The organism is Mycobacterium sp. GA-1841 (assembly GCF_001954135.1).
Taxonomy (GTDB): domain Bacteria; phylum Actinomycetota; class Actinomycetes; order Mycobacteriales; family Mycobacteriaceae; genus Mycobacterium.
Genome location: NZ_MBEQ01000009.1, coordinates 149,938 through 165,831, shown reverse-complemented (window position 1 = coordinate 165,831; position 15,894 = coordinate 149,938). Strand labels below are relative to the sequence as shown.

Here is a 15,894-nt window from a genome sequence, read left to right as displayed (position 1 = left end):
GTGGGGGCTACACCGGCACCGTCAGGTGTGCGACTCCGGGCGCAGTTCGATGCACATCACCGAGGAGTTCGAGAGCGTTGTCGCGCATGACCTTTCGGGTGTCTTCGAGGCTGAACTCGGGGAACTGCGGGATGTCGGCGGTGAAGGTGGTCGGATCGGCCAGGCCCTCGCCGTGCGGCCAGTCCGAACCGAAGAGGATCTTGTCCACCCCGATGGTGTCGGCCAGTAGCTTTACGTCGTCCTCGTAGTAGGGCGCGATCCAGACGTTGTTGCGTAGCTGCTCGACCGGATCCTCCTTGAAGTGATATGGCGCATTGTTGGCCGACTTCTTCAGCCTCTTGATCAGTCGGTAGACGAAGTAGGAGCCGTTCTCGATACTGGCCACCTTGAGCTTGGGATGCCGGGTGAACACCTGGTGCACGATCATCGAGGCGATCGTGTCGTGGATGGCGCGATCGTCCATCAGGACCATGTCCAGCGGATCACGCTTGCCGAAGCCCTTGAATACGCCGCTGCCGCCCCACAGCGCCGGCACCGCCATGTATCCGGAGTCGGACAGGTGGAAGACCACCGCGACACCGGCCTCGGCCAGTCGAGCCCACACCGGGTCATGTGATGGGTCGCCCAGGGATCGCGGCCTCACCTCTCCTGGAACCGGCGCCGGCCGCACGCACACCAGCTTGGCACCGCGACCGATCACGAATTCGACTTCCTCAACCGCTTTTACGGGATCGGCCAGCGAAATGATCGGTGCGGAAATGAAGCGCCCGTCGGGCCGGTCGAAGCCCCAATCCTCATCGAGCCACAGGTTGAAGGCATGCACCGAAGCCATGGTGGCTTCGATGTCGTGCTTGAGCCCCTCCTCCACGCCGCACGCGAAAGTGGGCAGCATGAAGACCGTTTCGAGACGCTGCCGGTCGAGCACCTTCAGCCGGGCCTCACGGTTCTGATATTCGGGATGTTCCGAGAGCCGGTCGACCTTCATCAACGAGGCCGGGTCGACGCCCTCGGGGATCTCTCCACGGAACAGCAGATCGAGGCATCCCGGTTCGATGATCGGGTCGAAGGTGGGATTCGGGATGAAGTGGTTGACCGTGCCACCCATGACCGCCAGCGTGCGTTTGCCATCATGGACCATCTGCACACCACGGCTTCGGAACTCTTTGGGAAGATGGCGGGTGAAGGCGTCGATCGGTTCGTAGTAGTGGTTGTCGACGTCGACGGCCAGGTACGGAAGTCGTTCGGGAGCTTCGGTCATGTCATCAACCTTCTTTCAAGGGCGGGAAGTTCGGGGGCCGTTTCTCGAAGAATGCGGTGATGCCCTCGACGAGGTCGGGACGCACCATCGATTCGTGCATGAGGGTTTCCGCTCGACCGCTGACCTCACGCACGTCGTCTAGGGCATCGCCGTAGAGCTGGCCTTTGATCACCGCCATCGACGCCGGAGAGCAGTTGCGGGCCAGATCCTCGGCGTACTCCAAGGCACGGGCCAGCAGATCCTCAGGGGCGACAACCTCTTTGACCAATCCGAGCGCAACGGCCTCCTCGGCGAAGAAGGTGCGGCCACTCAACAGCAGGTCCGCCGAGACGCCCCAGCCGGCCAGCCGCGGCAGGATCCAGGTGATGCCGTATTCGCCGATCAGTCCCCGACGCGGGAAAGCGGTGGCGAATTTGGCTCCGGCCGCGGCAAACCGGACGTCGCACATCAGCGCGTGGGTCAGGCCGATACCGACGCACGCCCCGTTGATCGCGGCAATGACGGGCTTACGCAATTCGGTGAGGAAATGCGGATGGCGCTCACCGACGATCTTGCTCACGTCGGTGTCTTCGTTGATGCTGGCACCCAGATCCTGCATGGCCCCCATGTAGGCGCCGGCGCAGAATCCGCGGCCATTGCCCGTCAGCACGATCGCCCGAACATCCGGATCGGCTTCGGCGCGGTCGAAACCCGCATAGACGCCGGCGGAAATGTCCGCTCCCCAGGAGTTCAGCCGGTCCGGGCGATTCAACGTAATGACAGCGACGCCCGCGTCCGTCGTTTCGTAGAGAACCGCCTCGGTTCCCACACTGTCAGCGACCGTCACGCGCCGATACCTCCCAGTGCCACACCAGCCGTTCAGACATACATACTGTATACCTATCGGTAGTGCATTCCGCAAGTCTGGCGTTAGTGTCGCGACCTGCGCAAAGGACGGTCAGGCGTCGATCAAACCGAGCTTGCGATAAGCGGTCTCGATTTGCGCCTTGGCAACATCCGGCAACCATGTCTGAGGTGGACGGGAATGTGGATAGGCACCGATAGGCAATCCGAGCACCGAGGCCGCATGTTTGAACGCGTCGGTCCAATGGGTGAAATAGTCGGCCCGGCCGGGGTAACAGGTGAACCAGGAGCCCATGTCCAGACTGAATTGGTCCAGTCCTGACTCCCGCCCGAAGTCCATCGCCTCGATCAGCCGATCCGCGTACACCAGATCCCAGTACTCGGTGAAGATGCGGCGGTGCGGGGTCTCATACAGATATCCCGCCGTACCCAGCTGCGCGGAGCAGACGATGCCCTCACGCAGCCAGCCGGCCCGGTACACCGTGGTGTCGCACTCCCAGATCGCCAGGTAAGGCGCCAGTTCATGCAATCGGCGGCTTGCCGCCGGCCGGAACGCGCCTTCCTTCGTCGCGCACACCGCCGGGATCTCCTCGGCGATCCGGGCGCTCTCGTCCGGTGTGAGCACGTAGCCCGAGGACGGCGAGTTGAACATTCCCAGGGCGATGTCGGTGCGGTCGGCGATGTAGCGGAAGAAACGGAGGACACCCTCGCCGCCGTGTGCTTCCATCATCGGCGTCTGGATGTAGACGATGTCGGCGCCGGCCTGTTGCGCGTGCAGCGTCAGCTCCAGGCAGTCCTTGGCGGAGGTGGCCGCGGTGCAGGCCTGCACCACCACGCCCGGATCGGCGCGGCGCCCTTCATCGATCGCCACTTCCAAAAGCTGTTTGCGCTCAGTGAGGGTCAAGGCCCAGAACTCGGCCAAACCGCTGGTGCACCAGAGCATCTGGTGACCAAGGTCTCCGACACAGTAGCGCACGAGGAACCGGTAGGCCTCCCAGTCGATGTCGTCGCCATCGGTTCCGCAGAACGGGGTGTACAGCGAGTCACCGATCCCGCGCAGTGCCGAGGGAGCCCAGTCCCGCGCTTCGGCTGCTGTTGCCATACGACCCCCTAGATGAAGTCCGACCCACCATCGACGTTGACGTTCGCCCCGGTCATGTAAGAGTTGCGCTTGGAGGCCAAAAACGCCGCCACCGGACCTATTTCGCCGGGAAGCCCAGCGCGTGGCAGGTGAGCCGGATGACCGAAGTGCTCGTCGATCGCGGCCATCAACGCGTACGGATCATCGCCGTCGACACCCACCGTGTCGGCCCAACCGCGCAGCGCCTCCGACGAAATGCTGCCCGGGGAAACCACATTCACCATGATCTCGTCCTTGGCCAACAACAGCGAGAGGTTCTTCGACACACTGTTCAGCGCAGCCTTGGCCGCGGTATAAGCCGGCAACCGCGGGCTCTGCCGCTGGACCGAATGCGCGGAGAAGTTGACGACGCGCGCCCATTCGGCCTTGCGCAACAACGGCAATGCCGCCCGCACGCTGCGCACCATGCCCATCAGCCCGGAGTCGAACGCCTCCTGCCACTGATCCTCGGTCAACTCTTCGAAGTTGCCCGCCGCCCCGGGACCGACGGTGTTGATCAAGGCGTTGAGCTCGCCCCAACGCTCACCCACCTCGGCGAAGGCCCGCTCTACCTGTGCGCCGTCCGAGGTGTCGGCGACGATCGCAACCGCGTCTGGCGAGCCCAACCTGGCGAGCTCGGCGGCTGCGGCGTCGAGTACGTCGCGGGACCGCCCGACGATCGCTATCCGCGCTCCATCCTCGGCCAGGCACTGCGCCGTCGCAAAGCCCATGCCGCGGCCACCACCCACGACGACGGTGGCCGCGCCTGCGAATCCGAGATCCATGGCTCAAACAACTCCCCGGTCGCTTCGCTCCTGCCCGCCGGAGTCAGGAACCCGTCCAGTTGGGGGGACGCTTCTCGGCGAAGGCGATCGCCCCCTCCTTGGCGTCGTTGGAGGAGAACACCGGTCCGAGCAGTTCTCCTTGCTTCTTCCACATCTCGTCGGACGACCATTCCGAGGACGACGCGATGATCTCCTTGGTCACCGCGACAGCCAGCGGCCCGTTGGCGGTGATCCGATCGGCGAGCTCGAGCGCACCGTCAAGTGCCTCACCGGGTTCGGTCAGCTTGTTGACGAAACCCCACGCGGCGGCCTCCTCGGCGGTGAAGCTGTCGCCGGTGAGCGCAAGCTCCATCGCCTTCTGGTACGGGATGCGCTGATGCAGCCGCAGCAGGCCACCACCGCCGGCGACGAGACCACGCTTGACCTCGGGGATGCCGAACTTGGCGACCTTGGAGGCCACCACGAGATCCGTCGCCAGGACCAACTCGGTACCGCCGGCCAGCGCGAACCCCTCAACCGCGGCGATCAGCGGCTTGCGTGGTGGACGCTCGGTGAAACCGGCGCCCCGGCCGGGAACGTAGGGCAACTCTCCCGCTGCAAACGCCTTGAGGTCCATGCCGGCGCAGAAGTTTCCACCCGCGCCGGTGACGACTGCGACCGACAACTCGGGGGTGTCGTCGAGTTTGTCCATGGCATCGGCCAGTCCCTGAACCACCGCCAGGTTGAACGCGTTACGCGCTTCCGGGCGATTGATCGTGATGATGAGGGTTCGACCCCGCCGCTCTGTGAGAACTTCGTCCGACACCAGTACCCCTTTACTTAAGGACCAATAACCGCCGAAAACCCTACTATAGGCATTACAGTAGAGAGACGGGAACCCTGTCCATTCTGCCGAGCGACGGCCACGGGTCAACCGTAGATGCGCAGCAACAGAAGGGCTACCGGTAAGGTTGACAACGACAAGGCCCCGCGACACGCGCGCATAGGCGCACTTCAAGCGGTAGCCGACGGTAAATTCACCTGCGATTGACCCGCGGCACGGGACGGCGTGAGCAGAATCGATTTCGATGGAGGTGCCCGCAGTGGCAAAGCAACCGACCGCTGAGAAACGTCAACGGCGCGAACGCGGGTCCATCAATCCCGAGGACATCATCAAGGGCGCATTCGAACTCGCCGAGCAGGTGTCGATCGACAACCTCAGCATGCCGCTTCTGGGCAAACACCTCGGCGTCGGCGTCACCAGCATCTACTGGTACTTTCGCAAGAAGGACGATCTGCTCAACGCGATGACCGACCGTGCGCTCCGCGAGTTCGTGGTCGCCACCCCTTACGTCGAGGCCAAGGATTGGCGCGAGTCGCTGGCCAACCACGCCAGGACGATGCGCAAAGCCTTCATGGGCAACCCGATCCTGTGTGATCTCATTCTCATTCGGTCTGCTCTGAGCGCACGTGCAGCACGACTGGGCGTACAGGAGATGGAAACCGCGATCTCCGGGTTGGTCGAGGCCGGCCTGTCGGCCGAAGACGCCTTCGACACCTACTCGGCCGTGTCGGTGCACGTGCGCGGGTCGGTGGTGCTGCACCGCCTGTACGAGAAAAACCGGGCGAACGACAACGCACCGGGTGATTACGAAGAGACCATGGTCATCGACCCCGAGGTCACCCCGCTGCTGGCCCAGGTCACCAGCGAAGGCCACCGCATCGGGGCGGCCGACGAGAAGAACTTCGAGTACGGCCTGGAATGCATCCTCGACCATGCGGCCGCCCGGATCGACGCCAACGCCGACAAGCCCGCGAGGGCGAAGCGCAAGTAGGCACCGCGTCGCCGAGACGGATCCCGTTTCGTCAGAACAGTTTTCGTCCGGCGTTGGAGCCGAGCGGTGACGTGGCGGCGTTCTCACTGATGTACTGCCGGTGGACGTCCAACGCGAGCGCCTCGGGATACACGTACGTGTCGTTGAGTTGATGCTGGGATGTCAGCCAGCCGCGGATGGCGATCTTGTGTTGCCTGGGTACAACGATTGCGGCGCACTTGCCGGGCTCGACCGGGTGTTCGCGCAGCATCGACGGGCCCATCGACCTGTGCTCGTGGTAGTAGCGCGCGATGGCGTCAGAGTGGTCGCCGATCCTCACCGCCACGGTGGCGTTGGGATTGTCGGTGACAACCTCGGAAAAGATGAACACGCCGCGCTGAATACGTTGTCGCGCAGTGAGGTACGGCGCATGGAAGAGCGCTACGCTGCCACCTCCATCGCCGCTGAACGCCACGGTTGGCGTGACGTGGGTGAATGCCGGGACGTAGCTGGCGTTGCAGGGGCGATATCGGTAGCAGAGAAGCAAACCGTCGTGCTCATCGGACGTGACGTCGAAGCACGCCATGGCCAGTGCAGTCAGGAAATCGGTCGAGAAATCAAGCAATGGCGTCGCCGCGCCTTGGTGCTGAAGGTATGCCAGCAGTTGAAGATCGCCCAACGTCGACACGGTGGGCGGGTACAAACCAACCGCGCGGGCACCGGCGAGGAGATAGTCGGTGGTGTCGACCACCGCCTGATCATCCAACGGCACCTGGGACATCTCGGCGATCCTCCGATGCATGCCGGGTGACAAGACCCATCCCCGCGCTTGGCCACGCCAGTAGGTTCGCGGGTAGTAGCTGTCGAATGCACCCTGCTCGTAACGAATCGCAAGAGAAGCGACCACGTCCAGCCAGTGGGCGAACGCCTCCCCCAACTGACGCCTCTCAGGATCGACATGAGTCAGGTCCTTCATGAATGTGGGCATGGTGAGCATGCGGCAATTTCACCAACACCCACCGACATTCTGGCGATGGAGGACCAGCCATCATTGCCATAGTCGATTGTTACATTGACAAATGTAACAGTCTGTGGTGACGTAAACCATGTGACCGCAGTTGCCTCAACCGACTTCCCGACCGTGCCCGACAAACCCTCTTTGCGTGCCGTCGTCACCGGTGCGGCCACCCGGTACACGTTGGGCTGTCTCACCGGAGTCATCCCTATGAATCGCGCGGGCGTGTGGTTTTCGCGCGGACTGATCGCCACCATCATGGGGACATTGGGAACGATGCCCGACGGCACCCGAGTCATTCCGGTTCGCCAGCGCGGCGTCCGCGGCGAATGGGTGCTCGGTCCGGGAGTGGAATTCGGCACGCGCGCCGGCTATTACATCCATGGCAGCGCATACGTGATCTGTTCGGCGCGAACGCACCGCAAGCTCGTGGCGCAACTGTCCGAGGCGACCGGCATGCCGTTCTTCTCGGTCGACTACCGCTTGGCCCCCGAACACCGCTTCCCCGCTGCCGCCGACGATGTCGAAGCGGGCTATCGCTGGTTGCTCGGTCAGGGATATGCGGCATCGGACGTCGTGATCGGCGCGGACTCCGCAGGTGGACACTTGACCTGCGACCTGCTGCTCCAGCACGCAGACGAATCCGGTTTCCAGCCTGCGGCAGTGGTGCTGTTCTCCCCGCTGATCGACCTCACCATGGAACTCGCTCTGCGGCAGGAGAAAGTGCGACGCGATCCGGCCATGTCCGCCACCGCCGCACGGCGGTTGGTCGGTCTCTACACCACCGCGCAGGACTCCGAACAGCCGCGGCTACGTCTCTCCTTCGACAAGGCGAATCGCCTGCCGCCCATGCTGATCCAGGTGGGCGAGTTCGAAATGCTCAGCGCCGATGCACGATACCTCGACGCCGAAGTGATCCAGGCCGGCGGGTCGAGCACTCTCGAAGTCTGGCCCGGAATGGTGCACGTGTTCCAGGCCCTGCCCCGGCTGGCACCGGAAGCGGGACTGGCGCTGCGCCGCGCGGCGGGATTCATCTCCTCTGCCCTGAGCAACGGCCGGTCCGATAACCGAGTGGAGGTCTGCTGATGTTCGGAATCGACATGCTGCTCAAAGCTTTTCGCGGTGATCGTCGCTGCACCGACGCGAAGGCCGTGGTAACCGGCGCCGGTAGCGGCATCGGGCGGTCGTTCGCCCTTGAGCTCGCCCGGAGGGGTGGCGAGGTCATCTGTGCCGATATCGATCCGGACCGGGCCGACGAGACGGTGAAGTTGATCGGCGAACTATCCACCGGGAAAGGCCACGCGGTGGTCTGCGACGTATCCGATCGCAGCGCGGTCGAACAGTTGGCCAAGCAGGCCAACAGCATCTTCGGCGGTCCACCGACTCTGGTGATCAACAACGCCGGCGTCGGCGTGGGCGGCAAACCCGTCGGCGCCATCGGGTTCGAGGACTGGGACTGGGCGCTCGGGATCAATCTGTGGGGTGTGGTGTACGGGTGTGAGGTCTTCACTCCCATCCTGCGCCAGGCCGGCCGGGGCGGGATCATCAACGTGGCCTCCGCCGCCGGATTTGCTGCCGCACCGTCGATGGCGCCATACAACGTCTCGAAAGCGGGCGTGATGTCGCTGTCGGAGACGCTGGCCGCCGAACTTGCCGGTGCGGGTGTCGCGGTCACGGTGCTGTGCCCGACCTTCGTGAAGACCAACGTCTTTCAGGACGGTCGCATCACCCCCGGCTCGATGAATCTCAGCCAGCAGCTGGCCCGATGGACCGGGCTGTCTCCGGACAACGTCGCCGCCCGCACCCTCGACGCGCACGACAGTGGCCGGCTGTACGTGGTGCCCCAGATCGACGCGACAGTCATCTGGCACCTGAAACGACACTTCCCCGGCCTCTATGTCCGCGGTGCCGGACTGCTCGGCCGGGTTCTTCCCAAAGACTGAACCCTCCCCGACAACCGAACCAACTCGAGAAAGGACGCATCATGGCGATGGATCTCGACAACATGCTGCAGATGATCAAGGACCGGCAGTGGGCCCTGGTCGACATCGACTGGGACGCACCGGGAGCCGAGCTGATCGAGCCCGAGCTGCATGCCAAACTCAAGCCGTTCATGACCGACCTGATGTGGATCGAGAACGTCGGCGCCCGCGGTTTCGCCGCCCTGGCGAAGAAGGCACCGAATCCGACCCTCAAGAGCATCTACGAGCATTTCCACGCCGAAGAGCAGAAGCATGCCAACGCCGAGCTCGCCTTGATGCGCAGGTGGGGCATGCTCGAAAACGACGAGATCCCACCGCCGAACGTCAACGTCCAGCTGGTCATCAATTGGCTCGACAAGCATTCCGACGGAATGGGTCTGACGTTCCTGGGCACGGTCATCCCCATGCTCGAGGTGGCACTGGATGGCGCGCTGATCAAGTTCATCACCGATGAGGTCAAAGATCCGGTGGCGCAAGAGGTGTTCAAGCGGATCAACTCCGATGAGTCCCGGCATCTGGCCGTCGACTTCGAGGTGATGGACATTCTGGGCCATGCCGATATGCGCAAGCTGCTGATCGAGCTCGTGGGTGGCTGGATCAAGCCCACGTTCCTGGTCGGAGTACTCAGCTATTTCCCGCTGCTGAACAAGATGCGCGACAACATCGTCGAGATGGGTGTCAACGAGGACCGGTTGTACCAGGCGATGCGCAGGTTCCAAAGTGTCGGTGAGCGCAGCGAATTCGCCCGTCGCCTGCCGATGTACCGGATCATCTCGTGGCAGAGCCGCAAGGTGATCGACCGGACCTCCAAGTACCACTGGCTGGCCGATTCGTTGGTCAAGATCACCGGAGTGATCCCGATGTCGTTGGTCCAGAACACCCCGACCTGGTCGCAGGAACTGACCTACGAACCGGTCGCCTGAGAGAATCGATCGACGACATGACTTCTTCTCCCCTCTCTGTTGCCATCATCGGCGCCGGATTCGCCGGCATCGGTGCAGCCATCCGCCTGGCGGCCGAGGGCATCGACGACTTCGTGATATTCGAGCGCGATTCCCGGGTCGGCGGAACGTGGCGCGACAACACGTATCCCGGTGCGGCCTGCGACATTCCGTCCCGGCTGTACTCGTACAGTTTCGCGACCAACCCGGACTGGTCGCACACCTATTCGGGCAGCGCCGAGATCCTCGGGTACATCGACGGCATGGTCGAATCATCCGGTCTGGCACCCAAGATCCGGTTCGACCACACCGTCGTGGGCGTTGCCTACGATGCGGTTGCCGGTGAGTGGGTCGTGGATCTGGAAGGCCGGGACGCCGTGCGGGCCCGGAACGTCATCGTCGCCTCCGGTCCACTGGCCAACGCCAGCTTCCCGAACATCCCCGGAATCGACACCTACGAGGGTCACAAGATTCACAGCGCCCGGTGGGACCACGACTACGATTTCACGGACAAACGGGTCGCGGTCATCGGCACCGGCGCCAGCGGAGTCCAGATCGTGCCCGAACTGGTCAAGACGGCCAAGTCGGTCAAGGTCTTCCAGCGCACCCCGGGATGGGTGCTGCCACGGATCAACACGCCGACCAGCGGCTGGCTCAAGCGCCTCTACCGCAACCTCCCACTGACCCAGAGCCTCATGCGCAGCGCCTGGTACTGGGGACACGAGTCGGTCGCTCTCGGCGTGGTCTGGGATACCCCCTTCACCCGGGTGGTCGAGGCGGTCAGCAGCGCCAATCTTCGTCTACAGGTGAAGGATCCATGGTTGCGGCGACAGCTGACACCGGATTTCTCCGCCGGGTGCAAACGGCTGTTGATGACCAGTGAGTACTATCCCGCCCTGCAAGCCGACAACTGCAAGCTGGTGACCTGGCCGATCGCCCGCCTGTCCCCCAACGGAATTCGCACCGTCGAGGGCATCGAGCACCAATTCGACTGCATCGTGTTCGCCACCGGGTTCGATGTCTGCAAAACCGGGACGCCGTTCCCGATCACCGGCATCGACGGCCGGGAGCTCGCCGCCGAATGGAGTCGCGGCGCCTACGCCTACCGCAGCATCGCAGTGTCGGGTTACCCCAACCTGTACTTCACCTTTGGCCCGAATTCCGGGCCGGGACACAGTTCCGCCCTGGTGTACATGGAGGCTCAGATCAACTACATCGTCGAGGCGATCTCCACTGTTCTGCGGTACGACTGGAAGTCGTTGGACGTGCGCCCGGAGGCCCAGGACCGCTACAACGAACACATCCAACGCCGTCTGCGGTCGACGACCTGGAATTCCGGTTGCCAGAGCTGGTATCTGACGGAGGACGGTTTCAATGCGACCATGTACCCCGGGTTCGCCACGCAGTACGTCAATCAGCTCAAGACCGTCAACCTGCACGACTACAAGATCACCGCACGCCGGGACGATGAGACCGCGGCAGGCCGCGACGACATGAGCACCGCGGCGCAGGTCAGCGGCGATCCGCTCACCACCGGATAGGATTCCGTGGTGACCGAGTATCGGATTGACGACCTCGCTCGGGAGGCGGGGACGACAACCCGGAACGTGCGTGTCTACCAGGACAACGGGCTGCTGCCCCGGCCCCAGCGCCGGGGCAGGGTGGCCATTTACACCGATCGGCATCTGCGGCAACTGCGCGCCATCACCCGATTGCTCGGTGAGGGCTTCACCCTCAAGCACATCATGAAGTTCCTGACCGGCTTGCAGCCCGGCCAGAACCTCGTCGACGTGCTGGATCTGTCCGACCTCGAGGAACTGGTCACCGCACCGTGGTCGCGCCCGGAGCCGCGCACCATGTCCCTCGAAGAGCTCGAGGAGCGGCTCGGCCGGCTCGACCCGAAGATGTTGCGCCGGCTGACCGATCATGGCGTGATCGCGCCGACAGGCGACGAGAACACCTACTCGGTCACCGATGTGCGACTCATCGATGACTTCGGCTCACTCGTCTCCCGCGGAATGCCGCTCGAGATACTTCTGAAAACCAGTGCGGCGGTCGACAAGAAGCTCGACGCGGCCGCCCGTGAGCTGACTCGCGGCGGTCATACCGAAGTTGTCCGTCAGCGGGGGCCGGGCTGGCTGCCCACCAACGATGCCGAACTTGCCTGGGCCGCTGACCTGGTAGACACCATGCGCAGGGCAGCACGGCGTCTCGCGCATGCAAGCCTGGACCGAGCATTCGACGAAGCGGTTCGCGCCGAGTTGCACGAATATCAAGGCGCAGGCAAGGCGGAGGCCGGCCCGGACACCGCCGCCCACAGTGAGGCCGATGGGGAGATCGCACCGGATCGTCCCCATCGGGCTCACGCCGAACGCACTAAACCTCGATGACGACGGCGCCGCCCTGACCGCCGCCGGCGCACATGGCGGCGACGCCGATGCCGCCACCGCGGCGCTTCAGTTCGTAGACCAGGGTGGTGACCATGCGGGCGCCCGACGCCGAGATCGGGTGTCCCAGGCTGCAACCGCTGCCGGAGAAGTTCACCAATTCCTCGTCGATCCCGTACTCGCGCACCGCGGCGATCGGCACGGAGGCGAATGCCTCGTTGATCTCCCACAGCGCCACATCGGACGGCTTGAGCCCGGCCCGGTCCAGAACCTTGCCGATCACCTTGACGCCACCGAGACCGGTGTCGCGCGGCGCGACGCCCACCGCGGCCCAGGCCTTGACCGTGGCCAGGACGTCCAACTTCTCGGCTGCGGCATAGTCGGCATCGACCAGGGCGACAGCAGCGGCAGCATCATTGGTGCCGCTGCTGTTGCCCGCGGTGATGGAGAATCCTTCGATCTCCGGGTGCAGGACCTTGAGCTCGGCGAGCTTCTCGGCGGTGGTGCCACGACGCGGGTGCTCGTCGACACTGAACTCGGTGACCGAGCCGTCCGGCTGGGTGATCTTGAGTGGGACGATCTCGTCGACGAACTTGCCGGCATCGATCGCCGCGATCGCGCGCTGGTGTGACCGCGCGGCCCACGCATCCATGTCCTCACGGGTCAGCCCGGCCGACTGGGCGGTGTTCCAGCCGACGGTGATCGACATGTCACGCATGGGGGCGTCCGGCGTCTCGACGTGGGTGGGCGTCATCCAGCGCTCCTCGAACTTGAGCTCTGGCCCGGGGATCCGCCAGTTGGTCAGCGGCGTCATCGACAGGGACTGCACACCCCCGGCGATCAACACGCGCTCCATGCCGGAACCGATCTGCGCAGACGCGTTGCCGATCGCGGTCAAGCTGCCCGCGCAGTGCCGGTTGACGGCCTGTCCCGGCACCGACTGCCAACCGAGGATGTCCGCGGCATAACGGGCCAGGTCACCGCCGCCGTAGTTCGATTCGGCGATGATCAGGTCGTCGATCGCCTCCGGGGAGATACCGGCCCGGCGAACCACCTCGGCCAGGACGGGGACGAGTAGATCCTCGGGCGGTGTGTTGACCAGCGTCCCCTTGAAGGAGCGGCCGATCGCAGTGCGGGCAGCGCCCACGATGACGGGTGTTGGCATGGTTCCACCTTTACGATATCGAGTTCTTGTGTAAACGTACCAGGAGTCCGGCTCACTGCGGTTCCGGGACGTGGAAATGCTCGTCACGCAGCCGGAACGCCTCCTTGGTGCCGTGTTCCGCCCGGGTCTTGACGAAGTTGAACTCGCCGGGCGAGAACTGAAGGTTGGTGCCGTACGCGTGGAAGATGTAGCTCGCCACCTCTTCTCCCTGATAGGCCTGGCTCTGTTCGACAAGCCGGAACGCCTCCTTGGCGATCACCACCCCGTCGGCCGGCATCTTCGCCGCCTTGGCCGCCCAGTACTGCGCCCGGCCCGTCACCTGGTCGGCGTCACACGTGTCGGTGAAGATGCCCAGATGTTCGACGGCACCGGCCTCGATGATGTCGCCGGTCAGCAAGAGCCGCCGGGCCAGCACCGGACCGAGGCGGTGAAAGAACATGTGCAGGCTTCCCAGCGCCGGGCCGAGGAACCGGGCGGCCGGCATCCCGATCTTGGCGTCGCGGGCGATGACGGAGATGTCGGTCATCAACGCCATCTCGAACCCGCCGCCGAGCGCGTAGCCGCTGATCTCCCCCACCGTGACCTTCGGAAACCCCATGAAGTTGTGATAGAAGCCAAAGGACTTGCGGTCCACGGTGAGTCGCCGACGTTGACTGGGGCGCGACTTCTTGACAGCGGCCGTCTTCGCGCCGGCGCTCTGCTCGTCGCGCGAGCGCTCATCGCCATACCAACCGTAGGCATTGTTCATGTCCGCCCCGGTACTGAACACTCCCTCGGCGCCGCGCAGCAGCACCACGGTGATGTCATCGTCGTCCGCCGCGATGTCCAGATACCGGGCCAGCTCGTCGCGCATCGCGGCGTCGTAAGAATTGCGCTGCTTCGGGTTGTTCAGTGTGATGGTGGCAATCCGGTGATCGTCATCGACCTCGAAGAGCACGCGGTCATCTGTCATTCGAAATCAGCCTCGCTTCAATGGTTTTGTCGTAACCGGCGGCGAGTGTGGTGCGCCGCGCGGCGGTCAGGTGGTCGGCGGCGAGCTTGGTCGCCCGGGCCGGGTCTCCCTCGGCGATCGCGTCCAACAGACGCTGGTGATCGCGCAATGCGGCCCGCATCGTCGCCTGATCGACGTCGTCACCCCACACCGACGATTCGTGCGCCGACCAGATCAACTCCAACGAGCCGATCAGCAGGATCATCGGCTCATTCCCGCAACGGGACACCAACGCCTCGTGAAAGCGTCGGGCATTGGGTACGTAGTGCGACAGATCATCGAACTGCGCGGTCTGCACGTCGATCTCGGCTTGCAGATACGGAACCACCTCGGTCGCTCGATCCTCCCGGGCGGCGCACATTCCCGCGCAGATCGGTTCGAGATGCAGGAGTGCCTCGCTCACGTCGGCGGGCGTGGCGGCCCGCGCCTGCAGGACCATGCCGATGGTGTGGGCGGTGCGGTCGGCCGACGGCATCTGCACCACCGCACCGCCGACGTTTCCACGGCGCACCGAGATCAACCCGTCGGTCTCCAGCAGATGGATGGCTTCGCGCAACGCGGGTGGACTGACCCCGAATTCACCGAACAGGCTCTCCTGGGTAGGCAGGACATCCCCCTCGCGCAGGCGGCCGGACAGGATGTCGTCGCGCAGCTTGGACGCCACGATCTCGGCCACCCGAGGTTGGCGTATCCGATGTGCCGGCACCCTGCCCTCCACTGTTCCGCCGACGGTCTTTCCTTGCTAACTTGTACAGGATAGTAATCGCATCGTCTACTGTATGGGCAACTGTATGGTTTCGGAAGGCGGGTTCCTGATGAGCGGCGAGGCGATATCGACGGCGCGCGACAGCGGCGTCCTGCGCATCACCCTGGATCGGCCATCTCGGCGAAACGCATTGAGTCACCGAATGATCGACACTCTGGTCGCGACCCTGTCGACGGCCGCGTACGACGACTCGTTGCGCGCGATCGCCATCACCGGTACGGGCGAGGATTTCTGCACGGGGGCCGACTGGGTCGCCACCAACAGCAGCGGAGAACGGCCCCGCACCGGCGATCTGGTCCGGCGGATACCGCACACCGCGCACCGGATCATCGAACTGGTCGCCACCATCCAACTGCCGGTGGTCTGCACGGTACGAGGCTGGGCGGTGGGCCTCGGCTGCAATCTGGCGCTGGCCGCCGACTTCACGATCGCCGACGCCGGGGCGACGTTCTGGGAACCGTTCATGAGCCGCGGATTCACCCCCGACTCCGGAGCGAGCTGGCTGCTGCCACGGCTGGCGGGAGTGGCCCGCGCCAAACGCATGCTGCTGCTGGGCGAAAAGGTGAGCGGCACACAGGCAGCCGACTGGGGTTTGATCCACACCGCGGTGCCCGCCGACGACCTCGACGCCACAACCGACGAGCTGCTGGCCCGGCTCGCCGCCGGGCCCACGGTGGCACTCGGGCTGGCCAAGCAGGCCATCGCCTTCGGCCAGCACGCGAGCTTGGCCCAGACGTTGAACCAGGAGTTGTCCAACCTGGAACTCGCCTGTCGTACCACCGATTTCAAAGAAGGCCTGGCCGCTTTCCGGGAACGACGCGACCCGGACTTCCAAGGCCGATAACAGC

The 15,894-nt window shown here is 64.3% G+C and carries 16 protein-coding genes; 7 read left to right on the top strand and 9 right to left on the bottom strand.

Translation table 11 applies throughout. The features are described from left to right. Nucleotides 1-7: 7 nt before the first annotated feature. From A5740_RS01995 to A5740_RS01975, 5 genes are all read right to left on the bottom strand, one after another. Nucleotides 8-1,258, bottom strand: coding sequence for an amidohydrolase family protein (locus A5740_RS01995; RefSeq protein WP_076191030.1), 1,251 nt, complete (start codon nucleotides 1,256-1,258; stop codon nucleotides 8-10). 4 nt (nucleotides 1,259-1,262) lie between these two features. After that, complete coding sequence (locus A5740_RS01990; protein ID WP_076191028.1) at nucleotides 1,263-2,084, bottom strand: enoyl-CoA hydratase; 822 nt, start codon at nucleotides 2,082-2,084, stop codon at nucleotides 1,263-1,265. A 111-nt stretch (nucleotides 2,085-2,195) separates the two neighbouring features. Then, a complete protein-coding gene (locus tag A5740_RS01985; RefSeq protein ID WP_076191027.1) occupies nucleotides 2,196-3,203 on the bottom strand; it encodes a dihydrodipicolinate synthase family protein in 1,008 nt (335 codons plus the stop codon). An 8-nt stretch (nucleotides 3,204-3,211) separates the two neighbouring features. Continuing rightward, nucleotides 3,212-4,006, bottom strand: coding sequence for an SDR family NAD(P)-dependent oxidoreductase (locus A5740_RS01980; protein ID WP_076191025.1), 795 nt, complete (start codon nucleotides 4,004-4,006; stop codon nucleotides 3,212-3,214). A gap of 43 nt (nucleotides 4,007-4,049) precedes the next feature. Then, a complete protein-coding gene (locus tag A5740_RS01975) occupies nucleotides 4,050-4,811 on the bottom strand; it encodes a crotonase/enoyl-CoA hydratase family protein (protein ID WP_076191024.1) in 762 nt (253 codons plus the stop codon). Between the two features lie 262 nt (nucleotides 4,812-5,073). Between A5740_RS01975 and A5740_RS01970 the strand changes: the two genes are divergently transcribed. Then, nucleotides 5,074-5,820: a TetR/AcrR family transcriptional regulator gene (locus tag A5740_RS01970; RefSeq protein ID WP_175616132.1), complete on the top strand. Its 747-nt coding sequence runs from the start codon at nucleotides 5,074-5,076 to the stop codon at nucleotides 5,818-5,820. Between the two features lie 31 nt (nucleotides 5,821-5,851). Here the strand turns inward: A5740_RS01970 and A5740_RS01965 are convergent, their stop codons facing one another. Beyond that, a complete protein-coding gene (locus A5740_RS01965) occupies nucleotides 5,852-6,796 on the bottom strand; it encodes an FRG domain-containing protein (RefSeq protein WP_076191022.1) in 945 nt (314 codons plus the stop codon). 111 nt (nucleotides 6,797-6,907) lie between these two features. Here A5740_RS01965 and A5740_RS01960 point away from each other — a divergent pair, with 111 nt between their 5' ends. Genes A5740_RS01960 through A5740_RS01940 form a run of 5 tightly spaced genes read left to right on the top strand, consistent with a single transcriptional unit; the run spans nucleotide 6,908 to nucleotide 12,127 of the window. Further along, nucleotides 6,908-7,900 carry an alpha/beta hydrolase gene (locus A5740_RS01960; protein ID WP_076191020.1) on the top strand — a complete coding sequence of 331 codons (993 nt, stop codon included), beginning with the start codon at nucleotides 6,908-6,910 and terminating at the stop codon, nucleotides 7,898-7,900. Next, nucleotides 7,900-8,757 carry an SDR family NAD(P)-dependent oxidoreductase gene (locus A5740_RS01955; RefSeq protein ID WP_076191019.1) on the top strand — a complete coding sequence of 286 codons (858 nt, stop codon included), beginning with the start codon at nucleotides 7,900-7,902 and terminating at the stop codon, nucleotides 8,755-8,757. Before A5740_RS01960 ends, A5740_RS01955 begins: the two co-directional genes overlap by 1 nt. A gap of 41 nt (nucleotides 8,758-8,798) precedes the next feature. Then, on the top strand, nucleotides 8,799-9,719 hold the full coding sequence (locus tag A5740_RS01950; RefSeq protein WP_067772487.1) for a reductase: 921 nt from the start codon (nucleotides 8,799-8,801) through the stop codon (nucleotides 9,717-9,719). A gap of 17 nt (nucleotides 9,720-9,736) precedes the next feature. Next, complete coding sequence (locus A5740_RS01945) at nucleotides 9,737-11,278, top strand: NAD(P)/FAD-dependent oxidoreductase (protein WP_076191017.1); 1,542 nt, start codon at nucleotides 9,737-9,739, stop codon at nucleotides 11,276-11,278. 9 nt (nucleotides 11,279-11,287) lie between these two features. Beyond that, nucleotides 11,288-12,127 carry a MerR family transcriptional regulator gene (locus A5740_RS01940; RefSeq protein ID WP_076191231.1) on the top strand — a complete coding sequence of 280 codons (840 nt, stop codon included), beginning with the start codon at nucleotides 11,288-11,290 and terminating at the stop codon, nucleotides 12,125-12,127. On the opposite strand, the gene A5740_RS01935 is transcribed toward A5740_RS01940, so the two are convergent. From A5740_RS01935 to A5740_RS01925, 3 genes are read right to left on the bottom strand one after another with little or no spacing between them, the layout of a single operon-like run. Further along, entirely contained in the window at nucleotides 12,114-13,289 is a 1,176-nt protein-coding gene (locus A5740_RS01935) for a thiolase family protein (RefSeq protein ID WP_076191016.1), read from the bottom strand. The genes A5740_RS01940 and A5740_RS01935 overlap by 14 nt on opposite strands. 52 nt (nucleotides 13,290-13,341) lie before the next feature. Beyond that, nucleotides 13,342-14,241, bottom strand: coding sequence for an enoyl-CoA hydratase/isomerase family protein (locus A5740_RS01930; protein WP_076191014.1), 900 nt, complete (start codon nucleotides 14,239-14,241; stop codon nucleotides 13,342-13,344). Next, nucleotides 14,231-14,986: a FadR/GntR family transcriptional regulator gene (locus A5740_RS01925; protein ID WP_076191013.1), complete on the bottom strand. Its 756-nt coding sequence runs from the start codon at nucleotides 14,984-14,986 to the stop codon at nucleotides 14,231-14,233. Before A5740_RS01925 ends, A5740_RS01930 begins: the two co-directional genes overlap by 11 nt. A 109-nt stretch (nucleotides 14,987-15,095) precedes the next feature. Between A5740_RS01925 and A5740_RS01920 the strand changes: the two genes are divergently transcribed. Next, on the top strand, nucleotides 15,096-15,890 hold the full coding sequence (locus tag A5740_RS01920; protein WP_083653911.1) for an enoyl-CoA hydratase/isomerase family protein: 795 nt from the start codon (nucleotides 15,096-15,098) through the stop codon (nucleotides 15,888-15,890). The last annotated feature ends 4 nt before the right edge of the window (nucleotides 15,891-15,894 follow it).